The sequence below is a fragment of the Bacillus sp. 2205SS5-2 genome (genome assembly GCF_037024155.1).
Classification (GTDB): domain Bacteria; phylum Bacillota; class Bacilli; order Bacillales; family Bacillaceae_K; genus Bacillus_CI.
Map to the genome: position 1 here is coordinate 145,344 of NZ_JAYKTS010000007.1, position 23,863 is coordinate 169,206.

At 40.3% G+C, this 23,863-nt stretch carries 20 protein-coding genes; 19 read left to right on the forward strand and 1 reads right to left on the reverse strand.

The window, feature by feature from the left end:
- The first annotated feature begins 81 nt into the window (after nucleotides 1-81).
- The 14 genes from ileS (at nucleotide 82) to pyrE (ending at nucleotide 16,527) form a co-directional block, all read left to right on the forward strand.
- The gene (gene ileS, locus U8D43_RS07400) at nucleotides 82-2,847 is read left to right on the forward strand and encodes an isoleucine--tRNA ligase (RefSeq protein WP_335870540.1); all 2,766 of its coding nucleotides are present in this window, start codon (nucleotides 82-84) and stop codon (nucleotides 2,845-2,847) included.
- A 114-nt stretch (nucleotides 2,848-2,961) separates the two neighbouring features.
- The gene (locus U8D43_RS07405) at nucleotides 2,962-3,225 is read left to right on the forward strand and encodes a hypothetical protein (protein ID WP_335870541.1); all 264 of its coding nucleotides are present in this window, start codon (nucleotides 2,962-2,964) and stop codon (nucleotides 3,223-3,225) included.
- A gap of 52 nt (nucleotides 3,226-3,277) precedes the next feature.
- On the forward strand, nucleotides 3,278-3,769 hold the full coding sequence (lspA, locus tag U8D43_RS07410) for a signal peptidase II (protein ID WP_335870542.1): 492 nt from the start codon (nucleotides 3,278-3,280) through the stop codon (nucleotides 3,767-3,769).
- Nucleotides 3,741-4,667, forward strand: a complete 927-nt coding sequence (locus U8D43_RS07415; RefSeq protein ID WP_335870543.1) for an RluA family pseudouridine synthase — start codon at nucleotides 3,741-3,743, stop codon at nucleotides 4,665-4,667. Before lspA ends, U8D43_RS07415 begins: the two co-directional genes overlap by 29 nt.
- A gap of 194 nt (nucleotides 4,668-4,861) precedes the next feature.
- Nucleotides 4,862-5,401, forward strand: a complete 540-nt coding sequence (gene pyrR, locus U8D43_RS07420) for a bifunctional pyr operon transcriptional regulator/uracil phosphoribosyltransferase PyrR (protein ID WP_335870544.1) — start codon at nucleotides 4,862-4,864, stop codon at nucleotides 5,399-5,401.
- A 135-nt stretch (nucleotides 5,402-5,536) separates the two neighbouring features.
- Nucleotides 5,537-6,859 carry a solute carrier family 23 protein gene (locus U8D43_RS07425; RefSeq protein ID WP_335870545.1) on the forward strand — a complete coding sequence of 441 codons (1,323 nt, stop codon included), beginning with the start codon at nucleotides 5,537-5,539 and terminating at the stop codon, nucleotides 6,857-6,859.
- A 188-nt stretch (nucleotides 6,860-7,047) separates the two neighbouring features.
- Nucleotides 7,048-7,944 carry an aspartate carbamoyltransferase catalytic subunit gene (locus tag U8D43_RS07430; protein WP_335870546.1) on the forward strand — a complete coding sequence of 299 codons (897 nt, stop codon included), beginning with the start codon at nucleotides 7,048-7,050 and terminating at the stop codon, nucleotides 7,942-7,944.
- Nucleotides 7,941-9,221: a dihydroorotase gene (gene pyrC, locus U8D43_RS07435; RefSeq protein ID WP_335870547.1), complete on the forward strand. Its 1,281-nt coding sequence runs from the start codon at nucleotides 7,941-7,943 to the stop codon at nucleotides 9,219-9,221. The genes U8D43_RS07430 and pyrC overlap by 4 nt, the downstream gene beginning before the upstream one ends.
- The gene (locus U8D43_RS07440; protein WP_335870548.1) at nucleotides 9,218-10,306 is read left to right on the forward strand and encodes a carbamoyl phosphate synthase small subunit; all 1,089 of its coding nucleotides are present in this window, start codon (nucleotides 9,218-9,220) and stop codon (nucleotides 10,304-10,306) included. The genes pyrC and U8D43_RS07440 overlap by 4 nt, the downstream gene beginning before the upstream one ends.
- Nucleotides 10,299-13,508 carry a carbamoyl-phosphate synthase large subunit gene (gene carB, locus U8D43_RS07445; protein ID WP_335870549.1) on the forward strand — a complete coding sequence of 1,070 codons (3,210 nt, stop codon included), beginning with the start codon at nucleotides 10,299-10,301 and terminating at the stop codon, nucleotides 13,506-13,508. The genes U8D43_RS07440 and carB overlap by 8 nt, the downstream gene beginning before the upstream one ends.
- The gene (locus tag U8D43_RS07450; RefSeq protein ID WP_335870550.1) at nucleotides 13,505-14,281 is read left to right on the forward strand and encodes a dihydroorotate dehydrogenase electron transfer subunit; all 777 of its coding nucleotides are present in this window, start codon (nucleotides 13,505-13,507) and stop codon (nucleotides 14,279-14,281) included. The genes carB and U8D43_RS07450 overlap by 4 nt, the downstream gene beginning before the upstream one ends.
- The gene (locus U8D43_RS07455; protein WP_335870551.1) at nucleotides 14,278-15,213 is read left to right on the forward strand and encodes a dihydroorotate dehydrogenase; all 936 of its coding nucleotides are present in this window, start codon (nucleotides 14,278-14,280) and stop codon (nucleotides 15,211-15,213) included. Before U8D43_RS07450 ends, U8D43_RS07455 begins: the two co-directional genes overlap by 4 nt.
- A complete protein-coding gene (pyrF, locus tag U8D43_RS07460; protein WP_335870552.1) occupies nucleotides 15,185-15,898 on the forward strand; it encodes an orotidine-5'-phosphate decarboxylase in 714 nt (237 codons plus the stop codon). The genes U8D43_RS07455 and pyrF overlap by 29 nt, the downstream gene beginning before the upstream one ends.
- Nucleotides 15,895-16,527, forward strand: coding sequence for an orotate phosphoribosyltransferase (gene pyrE, locus U8D43_RS07465; RefSeq protein WP_335870553.1), 633 nt, complete (start codon nucleotides 15,895-15,897; stop codon nucleotides 16,525-16,527). Before pyrF ends, pyrE begins: the two co-directional genes overlap by 4 nt.
- Before the next feature lie 220 nt (nucleotides 16,528-16,747).
- On the opposite strand, the gene U8D43_RS07470 is transcribed toward pyrE, so the two are convergent.
- Entirely contained in the window at nucleotides 16,748-18,451 is a 1,704-nt protein-coding gene (locus U8D43_RS07470; RefSeq protein ID WP_335870554.1) for an Rqc2 family fibronectin-binding protein, read from the reverse strand.
- Nucleotides 18,452-18,630: 179 nt separating this feature from the next.
- Here U8D43_RS07470 and U8D43_RS07475 point away from each other — a divergent pair, with 179 nt between their 5' ends.
- The 5 genes from U8D43_RS07475 to rpoZ all read left to right on the forward strand — a co-directional run bounded on the left by U8D43_RS07475 (nucleotide 18,631) and on the right by rpoZ (nucleotide 23,541).
- Nucleotides 18,631-21,309 carry a calcium-translocating P-type ATPase, SERCA-type gene (locus U8D43_RS07475; protein WP_335870555.1) on the forward strand — a complete coding sequence of 893 codons (2,679 nt, stop codon included), beginning with the start codon at nucleotides 18,631-18,633 and terminating at the stop codon, nucleotides 21,307-21,309.
- A 190-nt stretch (nucleotides 21,310-21,499) separates the two neighbouring features.
- Nucleotides 21,500-22,375, forward strand: a complete 876-nt coding sequence (locus U8D43_RS07480; protein WP_335870556.1) for a YicC/YloC family endoribonuclease — start codon at nucleotides 21,500-21,502, stop codon at nucleotides 22,373-22,375.
- Between the two features lie 52 nt (nucleotides 22,376-22,427).
- The gene (gene remA, locus U8D43_RS07485; RefSeq protein WP_335870557.1) at nucleotides 22,428-22,700 is read left to right on the forward strand and encodes an extracellular matrix/biofilm regulator RemA; all 273 of its coding nucleotides are present in this window, start codon (nucleotides 22,428-22,430) and stop codon (nucleotides 22,698-22,700) included.
- Nucleotides 22,700-23,314, forward strand: coding sequence for a guanylate kinase (gene gmk / locus U8D43_RS07490; protein WP_335870558.1), 615 nt, complete (start codon nucleotides 22,700-22,702; stop codon nucleotides 23,312-23,314). The genes remA and gmk overlap by 1 nt, the downstream gene beginning before the upstream one ends.
- A gap of 2 nt (nucleotides 23,315-23,316) precedes the next feature.
- On the forward strand, nucleotides 23,317-23,541 hold the full coding sequence (rpoZ, locus tag U8D43_RS07495; RefSeq protein WP_335870559.1) for a DNA-directed RNA polymerase subunit omega: 225 nt from the start codon (nucleotides 23,317-23,319) through the stop codon (nucleotides 23,539-23,541).
- The last annotated feature ends 322 nt before the right edge of the window (nucleotides 23,542-23,863 follow it).

The following is a 23,863-nucleotide window of genomic DNA, read 5'->3' on the forward strand; positions in this document are numbered from 1 at the left end:
TTTTATTTGTTTAAAAAGTGGTTGAAATTCTGTTTCCATAGGTAAAATGAAAGGTAGCAGATAGTTTTAGGAGGAATGGAAATGGAGTATAAAGATACATTATTAATGCCAAAAACGGAATTTCCGATGCGCGGGAATCTTCCGAAAAGAGAGCCAGAAATCCAGGCGAAATGGGAAGAAATGAACATTTATCAAAAGGTTCAAGAACAGACAAAAGATCGTCCATTGTTTGTGCTTCATGATGGACCTCCTTACGCGAATGGTGATATTCATATGGGTCACGCAATGAATAAAATTTTGAAAGATTTTATCGTGCGATTTAAATCGATGAATGGTTTTCAAGCTCCTTATGTTCCTGGCTGGGATACACACGGACTACCGATTGAACAAGCATTAACTAAAAAAGGCGTTAAACGAAAAGAAATGACAGTCGCTGAGTTTCGCGAATTGTGTGAAAAATACGCGTATGAACAAGTGGAAAGCCAGCGCGAACAATTTAAACAACTTGGTGTTCGCGGAGACTGGGATAATCCTTACATTACGTTAAAGCCGGAATATGAAGCAGAGCAAATTAAAGTTTTTGGTGATATGGCGAATAAGGGCTATATATACAAAGGATTAAAACCTGTGTACTGGTCTCCAACATCAGAATCGGCACTAGCAGAAGCAGAAATCGAATATCAGGATAAGCGGTCTCCATCGATTTATGTGGCATTTGATGTTACCAACGGAAATGGTGTGTTAGAAGAGGGGACCTCATTTGTGATTTGGACAACAACGCCTTGGACTATTCCTGCTAACTTAGCGATTGCTGTGAATGAGAATCTTACTTATGTAGTCATTGAAGTAGATGCTAAGAAATATGTTATAGCTAAGGATTTGCTTAAAGAAGTTTCGGAAACGATGGAGTGGCAAAACGTTGCGATCGATAAGCAAGTGAAGGGCTCTGAACTAGAACACATTAAGACGAAACATCCTTTATATGATCGTGAGTCAGTCATTGTTTTAGGTGATCACGTCACGACAGAATCAGGCACAGGGTGTGTTCATACAGCGCCAGGACACGGTGAAGACGATTTCCAAGTAGGAAGAAAATATGGATTAGACGTTTTATGTCCAGTTGATGAAAAAGGGGTCATGACGGACGAAGCTCCAGGGTTTGAAGGATTGTTTTATGATAAAGCCAATAAGCCAATTACTGATAAGCTTCAAGAAGAAGGAGCGCTCATCAAGATAGACTTTATTACCCATTCTTATCCGCATGATTGGCGAACGAAAAAACCTATTATTTTCCGGGCAACCGCTCAGTGGTTTGCTTCAATAGATTCTTTCCGTGATGAGCTTTTGACAGCAGTAAAAGAAACGAAATGGGTACCAGCATGGGGAGAAACTCGTCTGTTTAATATGGTAAGAGACCGTGGCGATTGGTGTATTTCTCGCCAACGAGCATGGGGCGTTCCGATTCCGGTGTTTTATGCTGAAAACGGTGAGCCTATTATCACAGATGAAACGATTGCTCATGTTTCAAATTTATTTAGAGAAAATGGATCAAATATTTGGTTCCATCGTGAAGCCAAAGATCTTCTTCCAGAAGGATTCACCCATGAAGGAAGTCCGAATGGGAAATTCACAAAAGAACAAGATATTATGGATGTTTGGTTTGATTCCGGTTCTTCACATCAATCCGTATTAGAAGCAAGGTCAGATCTGCAAAGACCAGCTGATTTATATTTAGAAGGATCCGATCAATATCGTGGTTGGTTTAACTCTTCTCTAACAACAGGAGTAGCTGTTACAGGCAATGCGCCATATAAAGGAGTATTGTCTCATGGATTTGCTCTTGATGGTCAAGGACGAAAAATGAGTAAATCATTGGGGAATGTGATTGTTCCTTCTAAAGTGATGAAACAGTTAGGTGCGGATATTTTACGACTTTGGGTAGCGTCTGTGGATTATCAATCAGACGTAAGAGTTTCCGATCCGATTTTGAAACAAGTGGCAGAAGTATATCGGAAAATTCGTAACACCTATCGTTTCCTGCTTGGTAATTTAGCCGATTTCGATCCTGCTCAGCATACGGTTGCTTATGAAGACCTACGTGAGGTAGATCAGTTTTTATTGATCCGATTGAACAACGTAGTTTCAGAGGTAAAGAATGCGTATGAACAGTATGAATTTGCGAACATTTATCATACAGTGAATAATTTCTGCACGTTGGATTTAAGCTCTTTCTATTTAGATTTTGCAAAAGATGTACTCTATATCGAAGCGGCTGATCACCAAGACCGTCGGGCAATGCAAACCGTTCTGTATGAATCATTAGTTTCTCTAACAAAGCTTATGAGTCCGATTCTTTCTCATACAGCGGACGAAGTGTGGTCCTTTATTGCAGGTGTGTCTGAGGAAAGTGTTCAATTAGTAGATATGCCAGAAGTAAAGCACTATGACAATTGTGAGGACATCATCAAAAAATGGGGGAATTTTCTAGATCTTCGTGATCAAGTATTGAAAGCACTTGAAAAAGCTCGAAATGAAAAAGTGATTGGAAAATCACTTACTGCGAAAGTAACGCTTTATGTTGCGGAAGAAACAAGAGCGTTGTTGAATTCCATTGATGAAAATCTTCACCAATTATTTATTGTTTCTACTTTCGAAGTAGGAGGAGAATTATCAGCTGCTCCAGAGGAGGCGATGAGATTTGAAAATGTCGCAATCATGGTCGAAAAAGCAGAGGGTGATACATGTGAACGTTGCTGGACGGTAACGACTGAGGTAGGTAGTGATACATCTTATGAAACACTATGCCCTCGCTGTGCAACAGTTGTGAAAGAAAATTATATAAACTAAATATGATCGAAGAAAAAAGCAGATGAGAACATTCTCATCTGCTTTTTTTGCTATATCTTACATCGTGTGAAAAGTGGGCATTTACCCATACTAAGAGAAAATGGAGGGATGCAGATGGTTCACGATCAATTAAGACGAGAGCTAGAAGAAAATTTATATGAATTAATGCAAGCCACTTCCGATAATAAAATTGTTCAAAAGCTCATTGAAGAAGAACAGAAAGACTTAATGAATGTACTTCATTCTTGGATTCATACGTCGCGCTTAAAAGAAGAAATGGTCGAATACTACCCTTTTGATGAAAAGCAATGGGAACGTTATGGGAAAAAATCATTTATAGAAATTCCTACTAATGAGAATATTTTTCAAAATCGATGATAATGTGCTAAAATGCAAAGGTAATACTTTCTAGAGATATGGGGGTACCTTTGTGGTATATTATGTTATTGCTTTATTCGTTGTTCTTTTAGATCAATGGACGAAATGGTTAATTGTCCAAAAAGTGAACCTTGGTGAAAATATTGAAATCATTCAAGATTTTTTCTATATCACATCACATCGAAATAAGGGAGCCGCATGGGGAATGCTACAAGGTCAGATGTGGTTTTTCTATATTATCACGATCATTGTGATCGGCGGAATTGTTTATTACATGCAAAAAGAGGCAAAGGGGAAAATGTTGTATAGCGTAAGTCTGGCTTTTATATTAGGAGGAGCAATCGGAAATTTTATCGATCGAGTCTTTCGTAAAGAAGTCGTTGATTTTATCAATACGTTTATCTTTTCGTATGATTTCCCCATTTTTAATATTGCCGATGCTGCCCTAACCGTTGGCGTAGCGCTATTGATTATCGTGTTATTTAAAGAAGAGAGAGAAACGAAGGAGAATACGCATGGAAAGAATGGAACATCAAATACTTGAAGAACAAAAGGGACAGAGAGTGGATAAAGTCTTGTCAACTATTAGAGAAGATTGGTCTCGTTCTCAAGTCCAGAACTGGATTAAAAAAGGACAGGTATTGCTAAACGGATCACCTGTTAAACCGAACTACAAATGCTCAGCAGATGATGTGCTTGTTATCGAGGTACCGGATGCAGAGGAATTAGATGTTGTACCAGAAGAAATGGAGTTAGACATCTATTTCGAAGATGCCGATGTGGTTGTGGTAAACAAACCAAAAGGAATGGTAGTTCACCCCGCACCAGGACATCCTTCAGGTACCCTTGTGAATGGATTAATGGCCCATTGTACAGATTTATCTGGTATTAACGGAGTATTACGTCCAGGGATTGTGCATCGGATCGACAAAGATACTTCAGGTTTGCTGATGATTGCGAAAAATGATTTTACTCATGAGCGTCTGGTAAACCAACTTGTCGCAAAAACGGTGACTCGAAAATATCGAGCCATTGTGCACGGTGTGATTCCCCATGACTATGGAACAGTTGATGCGCCAATCGGTCGTGATACGAAAGATCGCCAAAGTATGACGATTGTGGATCAGGGGAAACACGCAGTGACCCATTTTGAAGTTCTACAACGATTTAAAGATTTTACCTTTGTGGAATGTCAATTAGAAACGGGGAGGACCCACCAAATTCGTGTTCATATGAAGTACATTGGTTTTCCTTTAGCAGGAGATCCAAAATATGGTCCGAAGAAAACGTTAGATATCGAAGGACAAGCTCTTCATGCTGGTGTACTTGGATTTATTCATCCACGTTCGGAAGAATATGTCGAGTTTGAAGCACCTCTTCCGGCTTCTTTTGAAAATCTATTGCAAAATCTTGAGAAGAACGTTGACAATCAACCTTCTTGATTATAGAATAAGGTTAACTTAATATGAACCTTTAAACGTAGTCCAGAGAGGCTAAGAAGGAAACGGATTAAGATAGATGTATGGCATCTATTTCTGAATTTGTCTACCTATGCCCCTCTTGCACATGTAAGAGGGTTTTTTTTGTAAGAAATCTCTGAAATACGGGTTAACTTTATCGAGAAGGAGGGGGAGAAATGACACAAAAAGCAGTTGTTTTAGATTCACCATCAATTCGAAGAGCATTGACAAGAATTGCCCACGAAATTATTGAAAAAAACAAAGGCGTCCAGAATTGCGTGCTTGTTGGTATAAAAACAAGGGGCATTTACCTAGCTGAAAGACTCGCTGATAGAATTTTTGAAATAGAAGGACAAGCCATTCCAGTTGGCGAAGTGGATATCACGCTTTATCGAGATGATTTAACGAAAATTACTGAAAATGAAGAACCAGAAGTAAAAGGCTCAAACATCCCAGTGGATATTAATAATCAAACCGTTATATTAATTGATGATGTTTTGTATACGGGCAGAACCGTCCGAGCAGCAATGGATGCTGTGATGGATGTGGGGCGGGCTTCACAAATTCAGCTCGGAGTTCTTATTGACCGAGGCCACCGAGAATTGCCGATTCGAGCCGACTATGTTGGGAAAAACATCCCTACATCCAGTAACGAGCGTATCGAAGTAGCGTTAGTCGAAGTAGATACTGAAGATAAAGTAAGCATAAATGAATAATAACCCTTTTAAGGGCAGTCCAGAGAGGCTGACAAAGGGAGTAAACGAAAGTGGCGTACACTTTCTTTCTCCTACCCTCTTTGTCAGATTTTAAAGCAAAGAGGCTTTTTTTCGCCAAAAAGAGGAGGAACAACAATGGAAAAAAACAGAGAAGATATCCTAGATATACGGGAAGTACCAAGTATAGGGAAATGGATCACCTTTAGTATTCAACACTTATTCGCCATGTTTGGAGCCACTGTCCTCGTCCCTTTCTTAGTAGGATTATCACCGGCGGTCGCCTTAGTATCAAGTGGACTAGGAACGCTTGCTTACTTAATGATCACAAGAGGAAAAATACCGGCTTATTTAGGATCATCCTTCGCTTTTATCGCACCGATACTTGCAGCAAAAAGCTTAGGAGGACCAGAAGCAGTCATGATGGGAAGTTTTCTAGCAGGTCTTGTATACGGAATCGTGGCATTGTTTATTTATCAATTTGGAGTGAAATGGATTACGAGAATATTGCCTCCAATCGTTGTCGGACCTGTTATCATTGTCATCGGTTTAGGACTTGCAGGGACGGCTGTCAATATGAGTATGTATGAAAACCCTGGTGCATTACCAGCGGATCTTGTTTATAGCAACACACACTTAATGGTAGCACTAGCTACACTAGCCATTACCGTTATCTGCGCCATTTTTTTACGAGGCTTTCTCGGCTTAGTACCCATACTTGCTGGAATTGTAGGCGGGTACCTGATTGCTTTTTTCGCAGGGTTAGTCGATTTAAGTGGTGTCCAACAAGCTAGTTTTATTGAAATACCCGCATTCATTATTCCATTTGTAGATTATACGCCAAGCTTTTCCTGGACTATTGTGGGTCTGATGGTACCAGTTGCGATTGTTACCCTTGCTGAACATACAGGGGACCAAATGGTTTTAAGTAAGGTAGTCGGGAAGAATTTTATCGAAGAACCAGGCTTACACCGATCGATATTAGGGGACGGGGTGGCAACCGTAATTGCTTCTTTATTAGGAGGACCACCAAATACAACATACGGGGAGAATATTGGCGTCTTAGCGATCACTCGTGTCTTTAGCGTCTTTGTTGTCGGAGGAGCAGCCGTTCTGGCCATCCTATTCGGATTCATCGGAAAAATCTCTGCACTCATCAGTTCCATACCTACACCTGTCATGGGTGGAGTATCGATTCTCCTTTTCGGAATTATTGCTTCGAGTGGTCTAAGGATGTTAATTGATCATAAAGTAGATTTAGAGAATAAGCGAAATTTAATTATCTCCTCTGTCATTCTAGTAATCGGGATTGGGGGAGCCTTTGTACAAATTTCGGAAGAATTATCACTATCTGGAATGGCTTTAGCAGCCATCGTTGGGGTGGTATTAAACTTAGTGCTTCCGGGAAAAGAGAAATCTCAAGATTCACTTCTTCAAGAAAAAGATCAACATGTCGCATAAAGTCACCTTTTAAGCTGAGTCCAGAGAGACCAAGAAGGGTGTTACAGTGGGGTTCATGGATAAAGGGGTTTTCTTGTTATGAGAAGGCATTTTTAACCTACCTACTTGAACACCCTGACTATAGTCAGGGTGTTTTTTTGCAAAAGTTAGGTTTATAAGAAAAGTGTGATGAAAGAGGAGGAGAAACAGTGACTTCATTATTAACAATGAAAGATCTAACTGTAGAAGAAATTGAAGAAATATTAGCGGATGCGGAACATTTTAAACAAGGGGGAAAATGGGCGCTAAATCAGGAAACATATGTAGCAAATTTGTTTTTTGAAGCGAGCACAAGAACGAAGTGTAGTTTCGAAATGGCCGAACAACGCTTGAATTTAAAAGTCCTCTCGTTTGAAACAGGAACATCTTCTGTCGCAAAAGGTGAAACACTCTATGATACAGTCAAGACATTAGAGGCCATCGGTGTCAACGCGGTAGTGATTCGACATGGTCAGGATCGTTATTTTGAGGATCTGCAAGGAATTAATATTCCGATATTAAACGGAGGAGATGGATGTGGAAATCATCCAACGCAGTGTTTACTCGATTTACTTACGATTCAAGAAGAGTTTGGAACATTTGAGAAGGTAAAAGTGTCTATTATCGGTGATATTGCACATAGTCGAGTGGCCCGATCAAATGCTGAAGCACTAACAAAACTTGGAGCCTCCGTTACGTTCTCAGGACCACCTGAATGGTTTCAAGATGAGTTTTCTCAATATGGTCACTTTATTCCACTTGACCAGGCTACACGAGAGTCTGATGTTGTTATGCTTCTACGCATTCAGCATGAGCGCCATATCGGAACTGCTTCTCTTTCCAAAGAAGAGTATCATGCTCGTTACGGCTTAACAGTGGAAAGAGAACAACAAATGAAACCAGGAAGTATTATTATGCATCCTGCACCGGTTAACCGCGGTGTAGAATTAGCAGATTCACTTGTAGAATGTGATCGATCAAGAATTTTTCCGCAAATGGAAAATGGTGTTTATGTGAGAATGGCTGTCTTAAAAAGAGCGTTAGAAGCGAGAGGGGAAATGAAATGAACTGGTTTATCCAAAACGCTACCTTAGTGAATAAACAGAATGAAACCATCCCTACAAATCTGAGAATCGAAAATGGGGTCATTAAAGAAATTGGTCCCGATTTAATTCCAGAAGAAGAGCAAATATGGGAGGCAAGAGGTCGACTACTATCTCCAGGATTTGTGGATTTACATGTTCATTTGCGTGAACCAGGCGGAGAAAAGAAAGAAACCATTCAGACAGGGACGTTGGCGGCTGCCAAAGGCGGATTTACGACGATCGCTGCAATGCCGAATACCAGGCCTGTTCCTGATAGTGTTGAACATCTTGAGAGTCTTCAAAAGAAAATTAACGAAGATGCCCACATCCGAGTCCTGCCTTATGCTGCAATTACTGAACGGCAACTAGGAGTTAGCCTTACTGATTTTTCAGCACTAAAAAATAGAGGAGCGTTTGCTTTTACAGATGATGGAGTCGGGGTCCAAGATGCCAACCTTATGTTGCAAGCTATGACACAAGCCGCAAGTGTATCGGCAAGCATCGTTGCTCATTGTGAAGAAAATACGCTTATTCATGCCGGGGCCGTTCATGAAGGGAAATTTTCTACTAGAACAGGAATTCCCGGAATTCCCTCAGTATGTGAGTCGGTTCAGATAGCTAGAGATGTGTTGTTAGCCGAAGCGACTGGATGTCATTATCATGTCTGTCATATATCGACTAAAGCTTCTGTGCGGGTGGTCCGTGATGCCAAAAAAGCGGGTATTCCAGTTAGTGCAGAAGTAACCCCTCATCATCTATTATTGTCAGAAGAAGACATTCCTGGAGATGATGCCAACTATAAAATGAATCCACCTCTCAGAAGCAAGGGAGACCAAGAGGCACTGATAGAAGGGATTTTAGATGGGACGATTGATTTTATCGCCACGGATCATGCACCACATACTGAAGGAGAGAAAAAGGAAGGAATATTATTAGGTCCGTTTGGCATTGTCGGTCTCGAAACGGCTTTTCCTCTTTTATATACCTCTTTTGTGAAGAGAGGAATTTTCACCTTAAAACAGCTTGTTGACTGGTTAACTGTGCGACCGGCGGAGGCGTTTAAGTTACCCTATGGAACGATAGAGGTAGGAGGAATCGCTGATTTCACCCTCATCGACCTTGAAACAGAAAAAAAGGTTGATCCAACCAAATTTGTTTCAAAAGGAAAAAACACTCCATTTACCGGTATTTCTTGTCAAGGTTGGCCTGTCGCGACTTGGAGTAATGGAAATTTAGTATGGAAGGATGAGCTAGCATGAAACGACAGTTACTTTTAGAAGATGGAACTACTTTTATAGGAGAAGGATTTGGAGGAGATTGTGAATCGGTAGGTGAAGTGGTCTTTAATACGGGGATGACGGGCTATCAAGAGATATTATCCGATCTATCGTATTGTGATCAAATCATTACGTTTACCTACCCTTTAATTGGAAATTATGGAATCAACCGAGATGACTTCGAAAGTTTTCATCCAGCCATTAAAGGAGTTGTCGTTCGTGAAAAGATGGATGATCCGTCAAATTGGCGAAGTGAAGAGAGTTTACATCATCTTCTTAAGCAAAAAAACATCCCAGGAATTTCTGGAATTGACACGAGAATGCTAACGAGAAAAATTCGGCAACAAGGTACAATCAAAGGCCTAATCTGTTCTGCTGAGGTAGACAGGGTAAGCTTATTAGAAAAGCTCCGAGCCACTACTCTCCCTAGAGACCAGGTGAAAAGAGTATCTACTAGAACTTCTTACGCTAGTCCAGGAAGAGGGAAGAGAGTGGTGTTAGTGGATTTTGGAATGAAGCACGGCATATTAAGAGAATTGAATAAACGAAACTGTGATGTCATAGTGGTGCCGTATAATACAACAGCGGAGGTGATCACAGCATTAAAGCCAGATGGTGTGATGCTATCAAATGGTCCGGGAGACCCAAAAGATGTTCCAGAAGCGATTGAGATGATTGAGAAAATTATGGGGAAAGTACCTCTGTTCGGTATTTGTTTAGGGCACCAGTTGTTTGCTCTTGCAAACGGTGCAGACACGTTTAAGATGACTTTCGGGCACCGAGGATCGAATCACCCTGTCAAAGAATTATCAAATGGAAAAGTGGCCATTACTTCACAAAACCATGGATACGCTGTCAAAAAAGAATCGTTATCCAACACACTTCTAGAAGTGACGCATCTGGCACTCAATGATGGAACCGTGGAAGGACTTAGACATAAAGATGCACAAGCATTTACTGTGCAGTATCACCCTGAAGCTTCGCCCGGTCCAGAAGATGCGAATAAATTATTTGATGACTTTATCCACCTAATGGAGCAAGTAAGAAAGGAGACTCAACATGCCTAAACGAACAGACATTCAAACGATTTTAGTAATAGGTTCTGGTCCCATTATCATAGGTCAGGCAGCTGAGTTTGATTATGCGGGAACTCAAGCTTGTATTGCCTTAAGAGAAGAAGGATATCGCGTGATTCTAGTGAACTCAAACCCTGCAACGATCATGACAGATGCTGAAATGGCAGACAAAGTTTATATTGAACCCTTAACCCTAGAGTTTGTGAGTAGGATCATTCGAAAAGAGCGACCTGATGCCATTCTCCCAACTCTTGGTGGTCAAACGGGACTCAATCTAGCTGTGGAGCTTGCTCAAGCAGGCGTGCTCGAAGAATGTTCAGTGGAAATTCTCGGAACGAAGCTGACAGCAATTCAACAAGCTGAAGATCGTGACCTCTTTCGGCAATTAATGAATGAGTTAGGTGAACCCGTTCCAGATAGTGAAATTGTTCATAATTTAGATGAAGCTTTGGCATTTGTTTCGCAGATAGGATTTCCTGTTATTGTGAGACCTGCCTACACACTAGGCGGTACGGGAGGAGGCATCTGTCATCATGAAAATGAGCTCATTGACATCATATCTTCTGGCTTAAAATATAGCCCCGTTTCACAATGTTTAGTTGAAAAGAGCATTGCTGGATATAAAGAAATTGAATACGAAGTGATGAGAGATGGAAGTGATCATTCCATTGTAGTTTGTAATATGGAAAACGTTGATCCGGTGGGCATACATACCGGTGACTCGATTGTCGTTGCCCCGTCTCAAACGCTCTCTGATCGAGAATATCAAATGTTAAGAAACACTTCGTTAAAAATTATTCGTGCACTCGGCATTGAAGGGGGCTGCAATGTACAGCTGGCACTGGACCCGCATTCCTACCAATACTACATTATTGAAGTGAACCCACGCGTAAGTAGGTCCTCAGCACTAGCCTCTAAGGCGACGGGGTATCCAATAGCTAAATTAGCAGCAAAGATTGCGATCGGGCTAACATTAGATGAAATGGAAAACCCGGTAACAGGTAAAACGTATGCTTGTTTTGAACCAGCTTTGGATTATGTTGTCACAAAGGTTCCGCGTTGGCCCTTTGATAAATTTGAATCGGCTCAACGTCATTTAGGGACACAAATGAAAGCAACAGGAGAAGTAATGGCGATTGGTCGATCATTTGAAGAATCATTGCTCAAAGCGATTCGCTCACTCGAAAGCAATGTTTATCATTTAGAACTAGAAAAGGCTCATGAATTTGAAGATGCACTAATTAAAAAGCGGATTCGTAAAGCGGGAGATGAACGATTGTTCTATATTGGCGAAGCGTTAAGAAGAGGAAAAACGATCGAAGAGGTTCACGATTGGAGTCAGATTGATTTGTTCTTTTTACGGAAACTGAAGGGGATTATTGATTTTGAGGACAAGATTAGTAAAAACGTCTTCTCTCGTGACACTGCCTACGAAGCAAAGCGATTAGGTTTTTCTGATAAAACGATTGCCTCACTTTGGCAAGTCACAGAGAATGATGTTTGCGCTTGGCGAAAGCAACAAGATATCGTTCCTGTTTTTAAAATGGTCGATACGTGTGCAGCCGAATTTGAGTCCGAAACCCCTTATTTCTACGGAACTTACGAACAAGAGAATGAATCGATCGTCACGAACAAAGAAAGCGTCATAGTGCTAGGGTCCGGACCCATTCGAATTGGTCAAGGAATTGAATTTGACTATGCTACGGTACATTCAGTATGGGCAATCAAAGAGGCAGGGTATGAGGCTATCATCATAAATAATAATCCCGAGACGGTTTCAACGGACTTTAGTATTTCTGACAAATTATATTTTGAGCCCTTAACGATCGAAGATGTAATGCATATTGTCGATCTTGAAAAACCCAAAGGGGTAGTGGTTCAATTTGGTGGACAAACTGCGATCAATTTAGCGGAAGAATTAGTCCGAAATGGAGTCAAAATATTAGGCACTGCACTTGAGGATTTAGATGCTGCAGAGAACAGAGATATTTTTGAACAAACACTAGGTCACTTAAATATCCCTCAACCAGAAGGGAAGACGGCATTTTCCGTAAATGAAGCTATTATCATTGCAAATAAAATCGGCTATCCTGTGCTCGTGAGGCCTTCTTATGTGCTAGGTGGAAGAGCGATGGAGATTGTGTATCAAGAAGAAGATCTTTTTCAATACATGACCCATGCCGTCCAAGTGAATCCCAAGCATCCCGTGCTAATTGACCGGTATTTGATGGGGAAAGAAATTGAAGTAGATGCCATTTCAGATGGAGAAACAGTCGTCATTCCAGGTATCATGGAGCATATTGAGCGGGCAGGTGTTCACTCAGGAGATTCCATTGCGGTGTATCCGCCCCAAAAATTGACGGTTCAACAGAAGGAACAAATAGTTCAATATACGACAAAGATCGCCAAGGGTTTAAACATTATCGGCCTATTAAACATCCAATATGTGATTTCAAAAAATGAGGTGTACGTGTTAGAAGTCAATCCACGTTCATCTCGAACGGTTCCCTTTTTAAGTAAAATAACAGGAGTACCAATGGCGAATATCGCCACCAAAGTCATTCTAGGAGAACGTCTTCTCGAGATGGGGTATACCTCAGGGCTTATTGAAGAAAAAACGGGTGTGTATGTTAAAGTGCCTGTGTTTTCATTCGCCAAATTACGAAGAGTAGACATCACTTTAGGTCCAGAAATGAAATCGACAGGTGAAGTCATGGGAAGAGATGCGACTTTAGAGAAAGCCCTATATAAAGGCATGGTAGCCGCCGGAATGGAAATTAAAACCCACGGAGCTGTTTTATTGACGGTCGCTGATAAAGATAAAGATGAAGCGATCGGTCTTGCTAGGCGTTCTATGAATATCGGGTATCAAATTCTAGCAACCAAGGGGACCGCAAGCTATCTCCAACAAGAAAATATCGCAGTGAAAGAAGTCGACAAAATCGGGGCAAGTGGTCCTACGTTATTAGATGTGATACAAAGTGGTCAAACGCAACTCGTCATCAATACTTTAACCAAAGGGAAGCAGCCTGCTCGAGATGGATTTCGCATTCGGAGAGAGTCAGTGGAAAACGGAATCCCTTGCCTCACTTCGCTAGATACTGCTGAAGCAATTTTGCAAGTGATTGAATCTATTACCTTTGCAGCGGATCCATTAGCTCTTACGGATCGAACCAAGGTGGTGTTGACGTGATTAGAAAAGAATGGATGACCATCATACATCATGGTGAAATTGCGCTGAATATTTTTGAATTGGTTCTTGAAGGTGAACTCGTCCAAGAAATCGCTCAACCAGGTCAATTTGTTCATGTGAAGGTGGGAGATATTGAGCCACTTTTAAGGCGGCCCATCAGCATCGCAGCCGTTGACTACATGAAAAAGCAATGTACGCTCATTTACCGGGCGGATGGAAGAGGAACAACTCTTCTTTCCTTGAAAAAACCAGGAGAAACGATTGATATTCTTGGTCCTCTAGGAAATGGATTTCCAGTAGGTGCGAGTGGATTGGGAAAAACTGCCCTACTTGTGGGCGGGGGGGTTGGGGTGCCGCCCCTCTATGAACTCTCAAAACAGCTTGTCAATAAAGGATATCATGTGATTCACGTGCTTGGTTTTCAAGGTAAAGAAGTTGCTTTTTATATGAAAGAATTCTCTTTATTAGGACCTACCTATGTTGCTACAATTGATGGAAGTCTCGGCCTTCAAGGATTTGTAACGGATTGCATTCGGGAGATGAAGCTTGATTTTGATGAATTTTATGCGTGCGGCCCTCAATTGATGTTGAAAGCAATGGAAGCAGAGTGGGGAGATAAAAAAGGTTTTCTATCTTTAGAAGAAAGAATGGGTTGCGGAGTAGGAGCTTGTTTTGCCTGCGTATGCCATCTTCAGCAAGATCCAGAGGGTAAAAGTTATGTGAAAGTGTGTAGTGATGGACCGGTCTTTTCGGTCGGGGAGGTAGTGCTATGACATTAGGTGTAGATTTACCCGGTTTAAGTTTAAAGAATCCAATCATGCCTGCATCAGGATGTTTTGGGTTTGGACGAGAATACAGCCAGTTTTATGATTTAAGCAGCTTAGGGGCTTTAATGATCAAAGCAACGACCGAGGAAGCGAGATTTGGAAATCCAACTCCTCGTGTCGCAGAAACCGCCTCAGGTATGTTAAATGCGATTGGTCTTCAAAATCCCGGTTTAGATCATGTGATTACTCACGAGCTACAATGGCTAAAGCAGTATGACGTGCCAATTATCGCCAATATTGCAGGTTCATCCACTGAAGAATATGTAAGTGTAGCGAATGCGATTTCAAGTGTAACGAATGTTCATGCTCTAGAGTTAAATATTTCATGCCCAAATGTTAAAACAGGAGGGATTGCATTTGGAACCGACCCAACGGTTGCGAAAGAATTAACGAAAGCAGTGAAAGCTGTTTCGTCAGTTCCTGTGTATGTGAAACTCTCGCCGAATGTAAGTTCCATCGTTGATATGGCTAAAGCGGTGGAAGAGGGAGGGGCAGACGGGCTTTCGATGATCAATACATTGATTGGGATGAGATTGGATCCACTATCAGGAAAACCAATCATCGCTAACGGGACCGGCGGGTTATCAGGTCCTGCAATTAAACCAGTGGCCATCCGCATGGTTTATGAAGTGAGTCAATCCGTTTCTATTCCTATCATCGGAATGGGGGGTATTCAAAATGCGGAGGATGTCATTGACTTTATCTCTGCAGGGGCAAGTGCGGTTGCTGTAGGAACGGCCAATTTCGTCGACCCGTTTGTGTGCCCAACCATCATTGAGGAATTACCAGCTCTCTTAGCTTCACTTGGGGTTGACCATGTTTTAGATTTAAAAGGAAGGAGTTGGAATAATGAATCGAGAGCTTATCATCGCGCTTGATTTTCCAAATTGGGAAGAAACTGATTATTTTTTGCAAAAGTTTGATCGACCACTCTTTGTTAAAGTAGGGTTGGAATTATATTTGCAAAACGGGCCGAGGATCATTGAAGAGCTGCAAAAACAAGACCATAAAATCTTTTTAGATTTAAAGCTTCATGACATTCCGAATACAGTAAAAAAAGCGATGAAAGGATTAGCTCGGTTAGGGGTTCAACTGGTCAATGTACATGCTGCTGGTGGAAGGGAAATGATGGAGTCAGCACTGGAGGGATTAGATCAAGGAACAGATTCTTCGCTTCAACGGCCTATAATTGTGGCGGTCACACAGCTTACCTCAACATCCCAACAGCAAATGCAATCGGAACAAAACATCGTTTGTAGTTTGGAAGATTCGGTTTCGCATTATGCTAATCTTGCTCAATATGCCGGGATAGATGGAGTGGTTTGTTCCAGTCGTGAAGTTCCTCTTATCCAAAAAAATTGTAGAAATAACTTTTTAACTATTACCCCAGGTATACGCTTGCGGAGGGATGATTTGGGAGATCAGGTTCGGATTGCTTCCCCCTCTGAAGCTAGAAAGCTAGGAGCTAGTTCGATTGTGGTTGGGCGCAGTATAACAAATGCTCATCATCCGCAAGCTGCTTTTCAGGAAATATTGGAACAATGGGAGGGAAAAGGTCAATGAAAAGAATTCTTGCAGAAAAATTATTAAATATCGGGGCGGTTTCCTTGCGCCCCAATAACCCGTTTGTGTGGTCTTCTGGTCTAAAATCTCCTATCTATTGTGACAACCGGTTAACCTTATCATACCCTGAATTACGCCGAGAGATTGCTAAAGGGCTTGCGGAACTTATTGACGTACATTTTCCTAAAACAGAAGTGATTGCAGGAACAGCAACTGCGGGTATTCCTCATGCAGCATGGGTCAGTGACCTACTTAATCGACCGATGTGTTACGTCCGTTCACAGGCTAAACAACATGGAAAAGGGAAACAAATCGAAGGAATGGTAAGGGAAGGACAAAAAGTAGTGGTGGTAGAAGACCTGATTTCAACTGGGGGAAGTGCTGTGAATGCGGTACAAGCCTTACGAGAAGCTGGTTGTGAGGTAGTGGGGGTTGTGGCCATTTTTTCATATGAACTAACAAGCGGCATAGAAAACATGAAAAAACATGAAATTTGTTCCTACTCATTGGCTGATTTTACCTCTTTAATCCAAGTTACACGCGAAAAAAACCTGATTACTGATGTGGAGGAAAAGACTTTAGCAGAATGGAAAGATAATCCTGATCAATGGAAAGTTCCTTTTGAATAGTAAACCTTAATTCAATAAGGCTGTATACGAAATGAGCCTTTTGAAAAGAGCTTTCAATACTAACGCTGAAAATATGAAAGATACACTATCTATTTAGAAAATTCAGTGGTGATGAATACCTAAATCTTAAACAATTCACGTTACTTTGAAAGAAAGTCAATATTCTAAAAAACATCCATAAAAAAATGCGAGCATCTTAATTTAAGATGCTCGCATTTTTTTATTTTTTTAATTTCCGAACGATATCAATCTCAGGTGTGACATAAAGAGTTTGCTGTTGGTCGTATATCACGAAGCCAGGTTTAGATCCATTCGGTTTTTTGACATGTCTCACTTGTGTAAAATCAACTGGGACGGAACTAGAATCTCTGCTTTTACTGTAATATGCTGAGAGAATGGCTGCTTCTGTTAATGTTTTCTTTGTAGGTTCACTGTTCTTGATGACAACATGTGATCCTGGAATTTCCTTTGTGTGTAGCCAAATATCACTTTTATGAGCAAATCGGGTGGTTAAATATTCATTTTGCTTATTGTTTTTTCCGACAAAGATAGAGTCACCATCAGAAGAGGTGTATTCTTCTAGCTGAGGCTTCTTGTTTGTTGGTTTCTTTTTTTTCGAAGTTTTTTGACGGATATAACCCTCTTCGACTAATTCTTCTCGCATTTCTTCAATGTCTTTAGGCGAAGCACTTTCTATTTGTTGAACTAACAAATCAAAATAACCAATTTCTTCTTTTGCTTTTTCGATTTGATCGGCCACGATGCCGATGGCTGTTTTGGCTTTTTGATACTTAGTGAAATACCGTTGCGCATTATCACTCGGGCTTTTTAAAGGGTCTAACTCAACCGTGATTGTGTTGGCGTCCTCATCATAATAATTCACGACTTCAATAGACGACATTCCTTTTGAAACTGAAAAGAGATTCGCGGTTAAAAGCTCCCCTTTGAGCTGATATTCATTGGCGTTATTGGCAAGTTGAAGGGTTTCTTCCAATTTTTTAATTTTGGTTATGTTTTTATCACGTTCATTTTTCAAGAATTTTTCAAGATCATTTCCTTGTTGTTTAACTCGGTCTCGTTCGGCTTTTTGATAAAAGAAGCGGTCAAGCATTAGACTCAATGTTGGAAAAGACTCTTGTTCACCCTCTAAATGAAGGAGGGGAATGCAATGAAAATTCTCTTTTTGACCATATGTAATGGTTGGAGAATATTGTTTCTGTTTTAATAATTCTAGGACATTAATAAAAGCAGTAGGCAAAGAGTTCCGGTTCGGTAAACCGGCTCTGTGCAAGATTTCTTTTGCTAGGAGCGGTGAGACGCCAGCAAATGACTGAACTAATTGTTTATCAAGTTTGCCACTATTAAAATCTAATTTAGATAATAAATCATCACTCGAAACGGTTAATGGGCTATTCTTCTCTTGTGCAGGTGGAAATGTATAAAGTTGACCTGGCAGAATGGCTCGGTGTGAGTTAACGGCAAATGAAACATGCTTAATGCTATCTAAGATCATATTTCGTTCTTTATCGACTAAAATGATGTTACTGTGTCGCCCCATGATTTCGACAATGACTTGTTTGACTGATTCATCCCCAATTTCATTTCTTCCTCTAACTTCAAAAATAATCATTCTTTCCAATGAGGGTTGATGAATTTTTTCAATCGTATATCCTTCCAAATGCTTTCTTAATAACATGCAAAACATGGGTGGGGAGCTGGGATTTTCATACGCTTCTTTCGTCAATTGGACTCTTGCATAATTAGGGTGGGCTGACAAGAGAAGACGGTGATTTTGACCTTGTGCTCTTACAACAAAAATTGTTTCATTTTGATAAGGTTGATGAATTTTACTAATTCTCCCTCCAGTTAACATCGAAGTGAGTTCTTCTGTCATCGCTTTTGTAAATAAACCATCAAACGACATTTAACTACATCCTTTACTTCAAATTTATTTGATACCTGCCTTCAGCTTTAGGGTGAAGCCCTAATTCTAGCAGAATAGATTTCGTTCCCTCTCTAAATCATATCATTTTTTGGGACGAGTCTGAATATGATTGCTATGAGAAGGACAACTTTCGTGACTAAAGGAGAGTGAAATCGTGAATGAAATTTCATGAAATGGACAAACGGGATATTGAAAAAGGACTAGCTACGAACTACAACGAAGGTTTGTCATCTGAAAGAATATCGACTATCAGAAAAAATGTGGGCTTCAATGAATTAACGGAGGGAGAAAAGCAATCTTTATTCTTACTTTTTGTAAGTCAGTTTAAAGATTTTATGGTTTTAGTCTTACTTGGTGCAACGCTGATATCTGGTTTGCTTGGTGAATACATTGATGCGATTGCGATTATTGCTATTGTTTTTATAAATGGAATATTAGGGTTTTATCAAGAACGTAAAGCAGAAAGATCCCTTCAGGCTCTCAAGCAATTGTCATCCCCTCAAATTTTAGCTTTACGAGATAATCAGTGGAGAAAAATCCCTTCTCGAGAAGTTGTTCCTGGTGATATCGTTAAGTTTCAGAGTGGAGACCGAATTGGAGCGGATGTTCGACTGATTCAGGCGATCAATCTTGAAATAGAGGAGTCTGCTTTAACCGGTGAGTCTGTCCCTGTGGTAAAACAAACAGAAGCCCTTCAGGTCGATCATGTCGATTTAGGTGATATGGTAAATATGGCTTTCATGGGAACGATGGTAACGAAAGGGCATGGAGTAGGTGTGGTGACGTCAATAGGCATGAAAACAGCAATGGGACAAATCGCAGACCTATTACAATCTGCTCAATCGATGGAAACACCTCTACAACGAAGATTAGAACAACTAGGAAAAATCTTAATAACAGCCGCTTTATTGTTAACGCTCTTAGTGGTCAGTGTTGGGATACTTCAAGGTCAAGACATGTATACAATGTTTCTAGCGGGAGTTTCCTTAGCTGTTGCAGCAATACCAGAAGGATTGCCGGCCATTGTAACTGTAGCATTATCACTTGGAGTCCAAAGGATGATTCGGAAAAAGGCGATTGTTCGAAAGTTACCTGCAGTGGAAACACTTGGGTGTGCATCGGTCATTTGTTCAGATAAAACCGGGACGCTTACTCAAAATAAAATGACGGTAACACATTTATGGAGCGGAGGTCAAACCTTAACTATTTCTGGAACAGGTTATGATCCAGAAGGTTGCTTTTATGAAGGGGAAAATCGGTATTATCCATTAGAACACCCTTCTTTTCATAAACTTCTTTCATTTGGTATGCTATGTAATCATGCCAATTTACAAACAAAAGATGAAGAGTACACGATTGACGGAGACCCCACTGAAGGAGCAATGCTTGTTGCCGCCCTAAAAGCAGGATTAAATCAATCAAATCTTACAAACCAATTTACTATCGAAAAAGAGTTTCCTTTCGATTCCAGCCGAAAAATGATGAGCATCATTGTACGAGATGAACAGGAGAAACGCTATATTATTACCAAAGGTGCTCCAGATGTTCTCTTACATGAAAGTGAATCGATTATCTGGAATGGTCGAAATCAGTACTTAAATAGTGAATATACAAATTATGTGAATAAAGCAATCACAGATTTAGCTCAAGGAGCATTAAGAACGATTGCGGTAGGATATAAAGCATTACATTCAAAAGAAAATTATGTGAAAGAGTATGAAGTAGAAAAAGAGCTCACCTTTCTTGGACTTCAAGGCATGATGGATCCCCCTCGTCCAGAAGTAAAACAAGCGGTCAAGGAATGTCGTGATGCTGGAATCAAAACTGTAATGATAACAGGGGACCATGTGTTAACCGCAAAAGCCATTGCCAAGCAGCTTGGGATAATAAAAGAGAAAGAAAAAGTGTTGGATGGAAAAGCCCTCTCACTACTGGATGTTAAAGGGTTAGAAGAGGTCGTAGATGATGTGGCTGTCTTTGCACGTGTTTCACCTGAACACAAACTGAAAATAGTGAAAGCTCTTCAAAATAGAGGACATGTTGTTGCGATGACTGGAGATGGAGTCAATGATGCTCCTGCTATAAAAGCTGCAGATATTGGAATTGCTATGGGAATAACCGGAACAGACGTGGCAAAGGAAGCTTCTTCCCTGGTGTTATTGGATGATAATTTTAACACCATCAAAGCTGCTATAGGGGAAGGTCGAAACATCTATGAAAATATCCGTAAGTTTATCCGCTATTTGCTCGCTTCAAATGTTGGAGAAATTCTTGTTATGCTGTTTGCTATGTTATTAGCCCTGCCATTACCACTAGTTCCCATTCAAATCCTTTGGGTTAACCTTGTTACAGATGGACTACCAGCGATGGCACTAGGTCTGGATAAGCCGGAGGAAAATGTAATGAAACAGAAACCACGACACCCCAGAGAAGGAGTGTTTGCCCGAGGCCTAGGCTGGAAAGTGGTCTCGCGTGGCTTCTTAATTGGAACAGTCACCTTATTTGCTTTTATTTTGTCGTACAATCAGCACCCGAATAACCTTCCCTACGCTCAGACAGTTGCGTTTGCTACTTTAGTAATGGCACAATTGATTCATGTTTTTGATTGTAGAAGCGAACGGTCTGTTCTAGCAAGGAACCCTTTCGGAAATAAGTATCTTGTCTGGGCGGTTTTTTCCTCCCTTGCTCTAATGATCATTGTCATTTACTCACCTGCACTCCAGCCCATCTTCCATACGGTTTCAATATCATTGAAAGATTGGCTCTTAATTTTAGGATTAAGCTCATTACCGACATTTTTATTAGCAGGAACAATTTTTGCAAGTAAAGCGAAGTAAATTATGTTATAATTCAAAAGGTAATAGAGAGGTAACCTCTATTACCTTTTTTGTTGACAAGAAGCCATTATAAGGGAGAAAAACCTTATGAGGTTTTCTGATAAAGTCTATCTTCTAGTACTAAGAGTAGAGAGCCATATACCCTACTGTACTGACTGAATGAAGATGCAGAAATGGATGTGATAGCCTCATGGTAGTTAGTATGACTGGATTTGGACGAAGTGTTAAATCCATTGATAATGCTAAAGTGACAGTTGAGATGAAAAGTGTAAATCACAGATATAATGAATGTTATATTCGTATGCCTAGACAATTACTGAAAATGGAAGATAAATTGAAGAAATCCATCAATCAAAACATCAAAAGAGGCAAAATAGATGTTTATATTTCAATTGAAGGAAATGTTCTCGTTCATCGGAAAATAAAAGTAGATTGGGATTTGCTCAATGACTACACGCAAGCCATTCAAGAAATTCAAGAAAAGCTTAGTATTTCTACTTCTATTCAATTGAGTGATATTTTAGAGAAGGATGAAGTCCTCGTGATACAAGAAGTGGAGGAAGAAAATTCTGAAATTGAATGCCTTGTGGTAGAAGCCACAAAAGAAGCAGTGCAGAATCTCTATATTATGCGAAAATTAGAAGGTGACGCACTATATCAAGATTTATGTACTTACATATCTTCTTTCACTGCTATTCTTGGGAAGGTGAGAAATCTCGCGCCAACAGTGATTACGCAATATAAAGAGAAATTAGAATCCAAACTTCAAGAATTGACTAATGGCACGGTAGACGAAGGTAGAATCTTATCAGAGGTAGCTTTATTTGCTGAAAAAGTGGATATCGCCGAAGAAATCTCTCGATTACACCATCACATCAAACAGTTTTCTGATACAGTTAAGAGTGAAGAACCTATCGGACGAAAATTAGACTTCATTTTACAGGAAATGAATCGTGAAGTGAACACAATGGGGTCTAAAAGCAATGATGGTGGATTGTCTGCCCTAGTAGTAGATTCAAAAGCGATCATTGAAAAAATGCGTGAACAAGTACAGAATGTTGAATGAGGGTTTAACATTAGAATGACAAGGTCAAACTAGACCTGAATGGAGGAGCACATTGTCTATTAAGTTGATTAATATTGGCTTTGGGAATATTGTTTCTGCAAATCGAATTGTTTCAATTGTTAGTCCTGAATCTGCGCCGATTAAGAGATTAATACAGGATGCACGAGACCGTGGGGCGTTGATTGATGCTACATATGGAAGAAGAACACGAGCTGTCATTATTACAGATAGTGATCATGTCATCTTGTCTGCCGTTCAGCCTGAAACCGTAGCACATCGTTTAACAGATAAAGTAGACATGGCAGAAGAAGGGCAGGGTAAATAATGAAAGAAAAAGGGTTATTAATCGTTCTTTCAGGTCCATCTGGAGTGGGAAAAGGGACGGTTAGAAAAGCGGTTTTTTCTGAACAGGATACCAAATTTGAATACTCAATCTCAATGACCACTCGCGCTCCTCGTGAAGGAGAAGTGGATGGGGTAGATTATTTCTTCAAATCAAGAGAAGAATTTGAACGGCTAATTTCACAAGAGAAGCTGTTAGAATATGCGGAGTATGTGGGCAATTTTTACGGAACTCCTGTTGACTATGTTCGCGAAACACTCGATTCGGGAAAAGATGTGTTTCTTGAGATTGAAGTTCAAGGAGCCAAACAAGTTCGGGACAAATTTCCTGAAGGACTGTTTATATTTTTAGCTCCGCCTAGTCTATCTGAATTAGAAAATCGAATTGTGACAAGGGGAACAGAAAGCGAAGAATTGATTCGCAATCGAATGAATGAAGCACGAAAAGAATTAGAAATGATGGATCTATACGATTATGTTGTAGAAAATGACGAAGTAACAAAAGCCGTGGACAGAATTAAATGTATCGTTATTGCAGAACATTGTCGTAGAGAGCGTGTACAAGGTAGATATATTAAAATGTTGGAGGCGGAATAAAAATGTTATATCCTTCTATTGATGCGTTAATGAATAAAATTGATTCAAAATACTCTTTGGTCAGTGTTGCGGCGAAGCGAGCCCGTAGCCTTCAAGAAGATGGGAAAGAAAAATTAACTTCTTATGTTTCTGAGAAATACGTAGGGAAAGCGTTAGAAGAGATACATGCTGGCGAATTATCGATGAAAGAAAGAGAATTAGATGCAATCTATTCAGATGAAAAATAACAACCTATTTATAGGTTGTTATTTCTTTTTAAAAGCTGTTTTGACAAAGACTGTTGCATTTTGTACTAGTCTTAAAACTGTAACCTAGATTGGTTTCGGGTCATCTTTTCGTGATTTTTTGACTGAAATATCTGCAAAAGTAGATATTTACCCCAAAGGATGGATCAATAGCAAAATGAATACGAAACCCCATGTCCTGTCAGACACCGCAATGAATGAAAATGGGGTCTAGCGGTTTAATGATGCATTAAACTGTTCATCCTGTTAATGCAGGTCTGAGGTCGCCTCTTTTTTGGTGGATAAAACCCCGTTTACGAAACCG

Bases quoted from the DNA above. Each gene is read 5' to 3' on its own strand.
- ileS (WP_335870540.1), top strand. From the start codon at position 82: ATGGAGTATAAAGATACATTATTAATGCCAAAAACGGAATTTCCGATG.
- U8D43_RS07405 (WP_335870541.1), top strand. From the start codon at position 2,962: ATGGTTCACGATCAATTAAGACGAGAGCTAGAAGAAAATTTATATGAA.
- U8D43_RS07415 (WP_335870543.1), top strand. From the start codon at position 3,741: ATGGAAAGAATGGAACATCAAATACTTGAAGAACAAAAGGGACAGAGA.
- pyrR (WP_335870544.1), top strand. From the start codon at position 4,862: ATGACACAAAAAGCAGTTGTTTTAGATTCACCATCAATTCGAAGAGCA.
- U8D43_RS07425 (WP_335870545.1), top strand. From the start codon at position 5,537: ATGGAAAAAAACAGAGAAGATATCCTAGATATACGGGAAGTACCAAGT.
- pyrC (WP_335870547.1), top strand. From the start codon at position 7,941: ATGAACTGGTTTATCCAAAACGCTACCTTAGTGAATAAACAGAATGAA.
- U8D43_RS07440 (WP_335870548.1), top strand. From the start codon at position 9,218: ATGAAACGACAGTTACTTTTAGAAGATGGAACTACTTTTATAGGAGAA.
- carB (WP_335870549.1), top strand. From the start codon at position 10,299: ATGCCTAAACGAACAGACATTCAAACGATTTTAGTAATAGGTTCTGGT.
- U8D43_RS07455 (WP_335870551.1), top strand. From the start codon at position 14,278: ATGACATTAGGTGTAGATTTACCCGGTTTAAGTTTAAAGAATCCAATC.
- pyrF (WP_335870552.1), top strand. From the start codon at position 15,185: ATGAATCGAGAGCTTATCATCGCGCTTGATTTTCCAAATTGGGAAGAA.
- pyrE (WP_335870553.1), top strand. From the start codon at position 15,895: ATGAAAAGAATTCTTGCAGAAAAATTATTAAATATCGGGGCGGTTTCC.
- U8D43_RS07470 (WP_335870554.1), bottom strand. From the start codon at position 18,451: ATGTCGTTTGATGGTTTATTTACAAAAGCGATGACAGAAGAACTCACT.
- U8D43_RS07475 (WP_335870555.1), top strand. From the start codon at position 18,631: ATGAAATTTCATGAAATGGACAAACGGGATATTGAAAAAGGACTAGCT.
- U8D43_RS07480 (WP_335870556.1), top strand. From the start codon at position 21,500: ATGGTAGTTAGTATGACTGGATTTGGACGAAGTGTTAAATCCATTGAT.
- gmk (WP_335870558.1), top strand. From the start codon at position 22,700: ATGAAAGAAAAAGGGTTATTAATCGTTCTTTCAGGTCCATCTGGAGTG.
- rpoZ (WP_335870559.1), top strand. From the start codon at position 23,317: ATGTTATATCCTTCTATTGATGCGTTAATGAATAAAATTGATTCAAAA.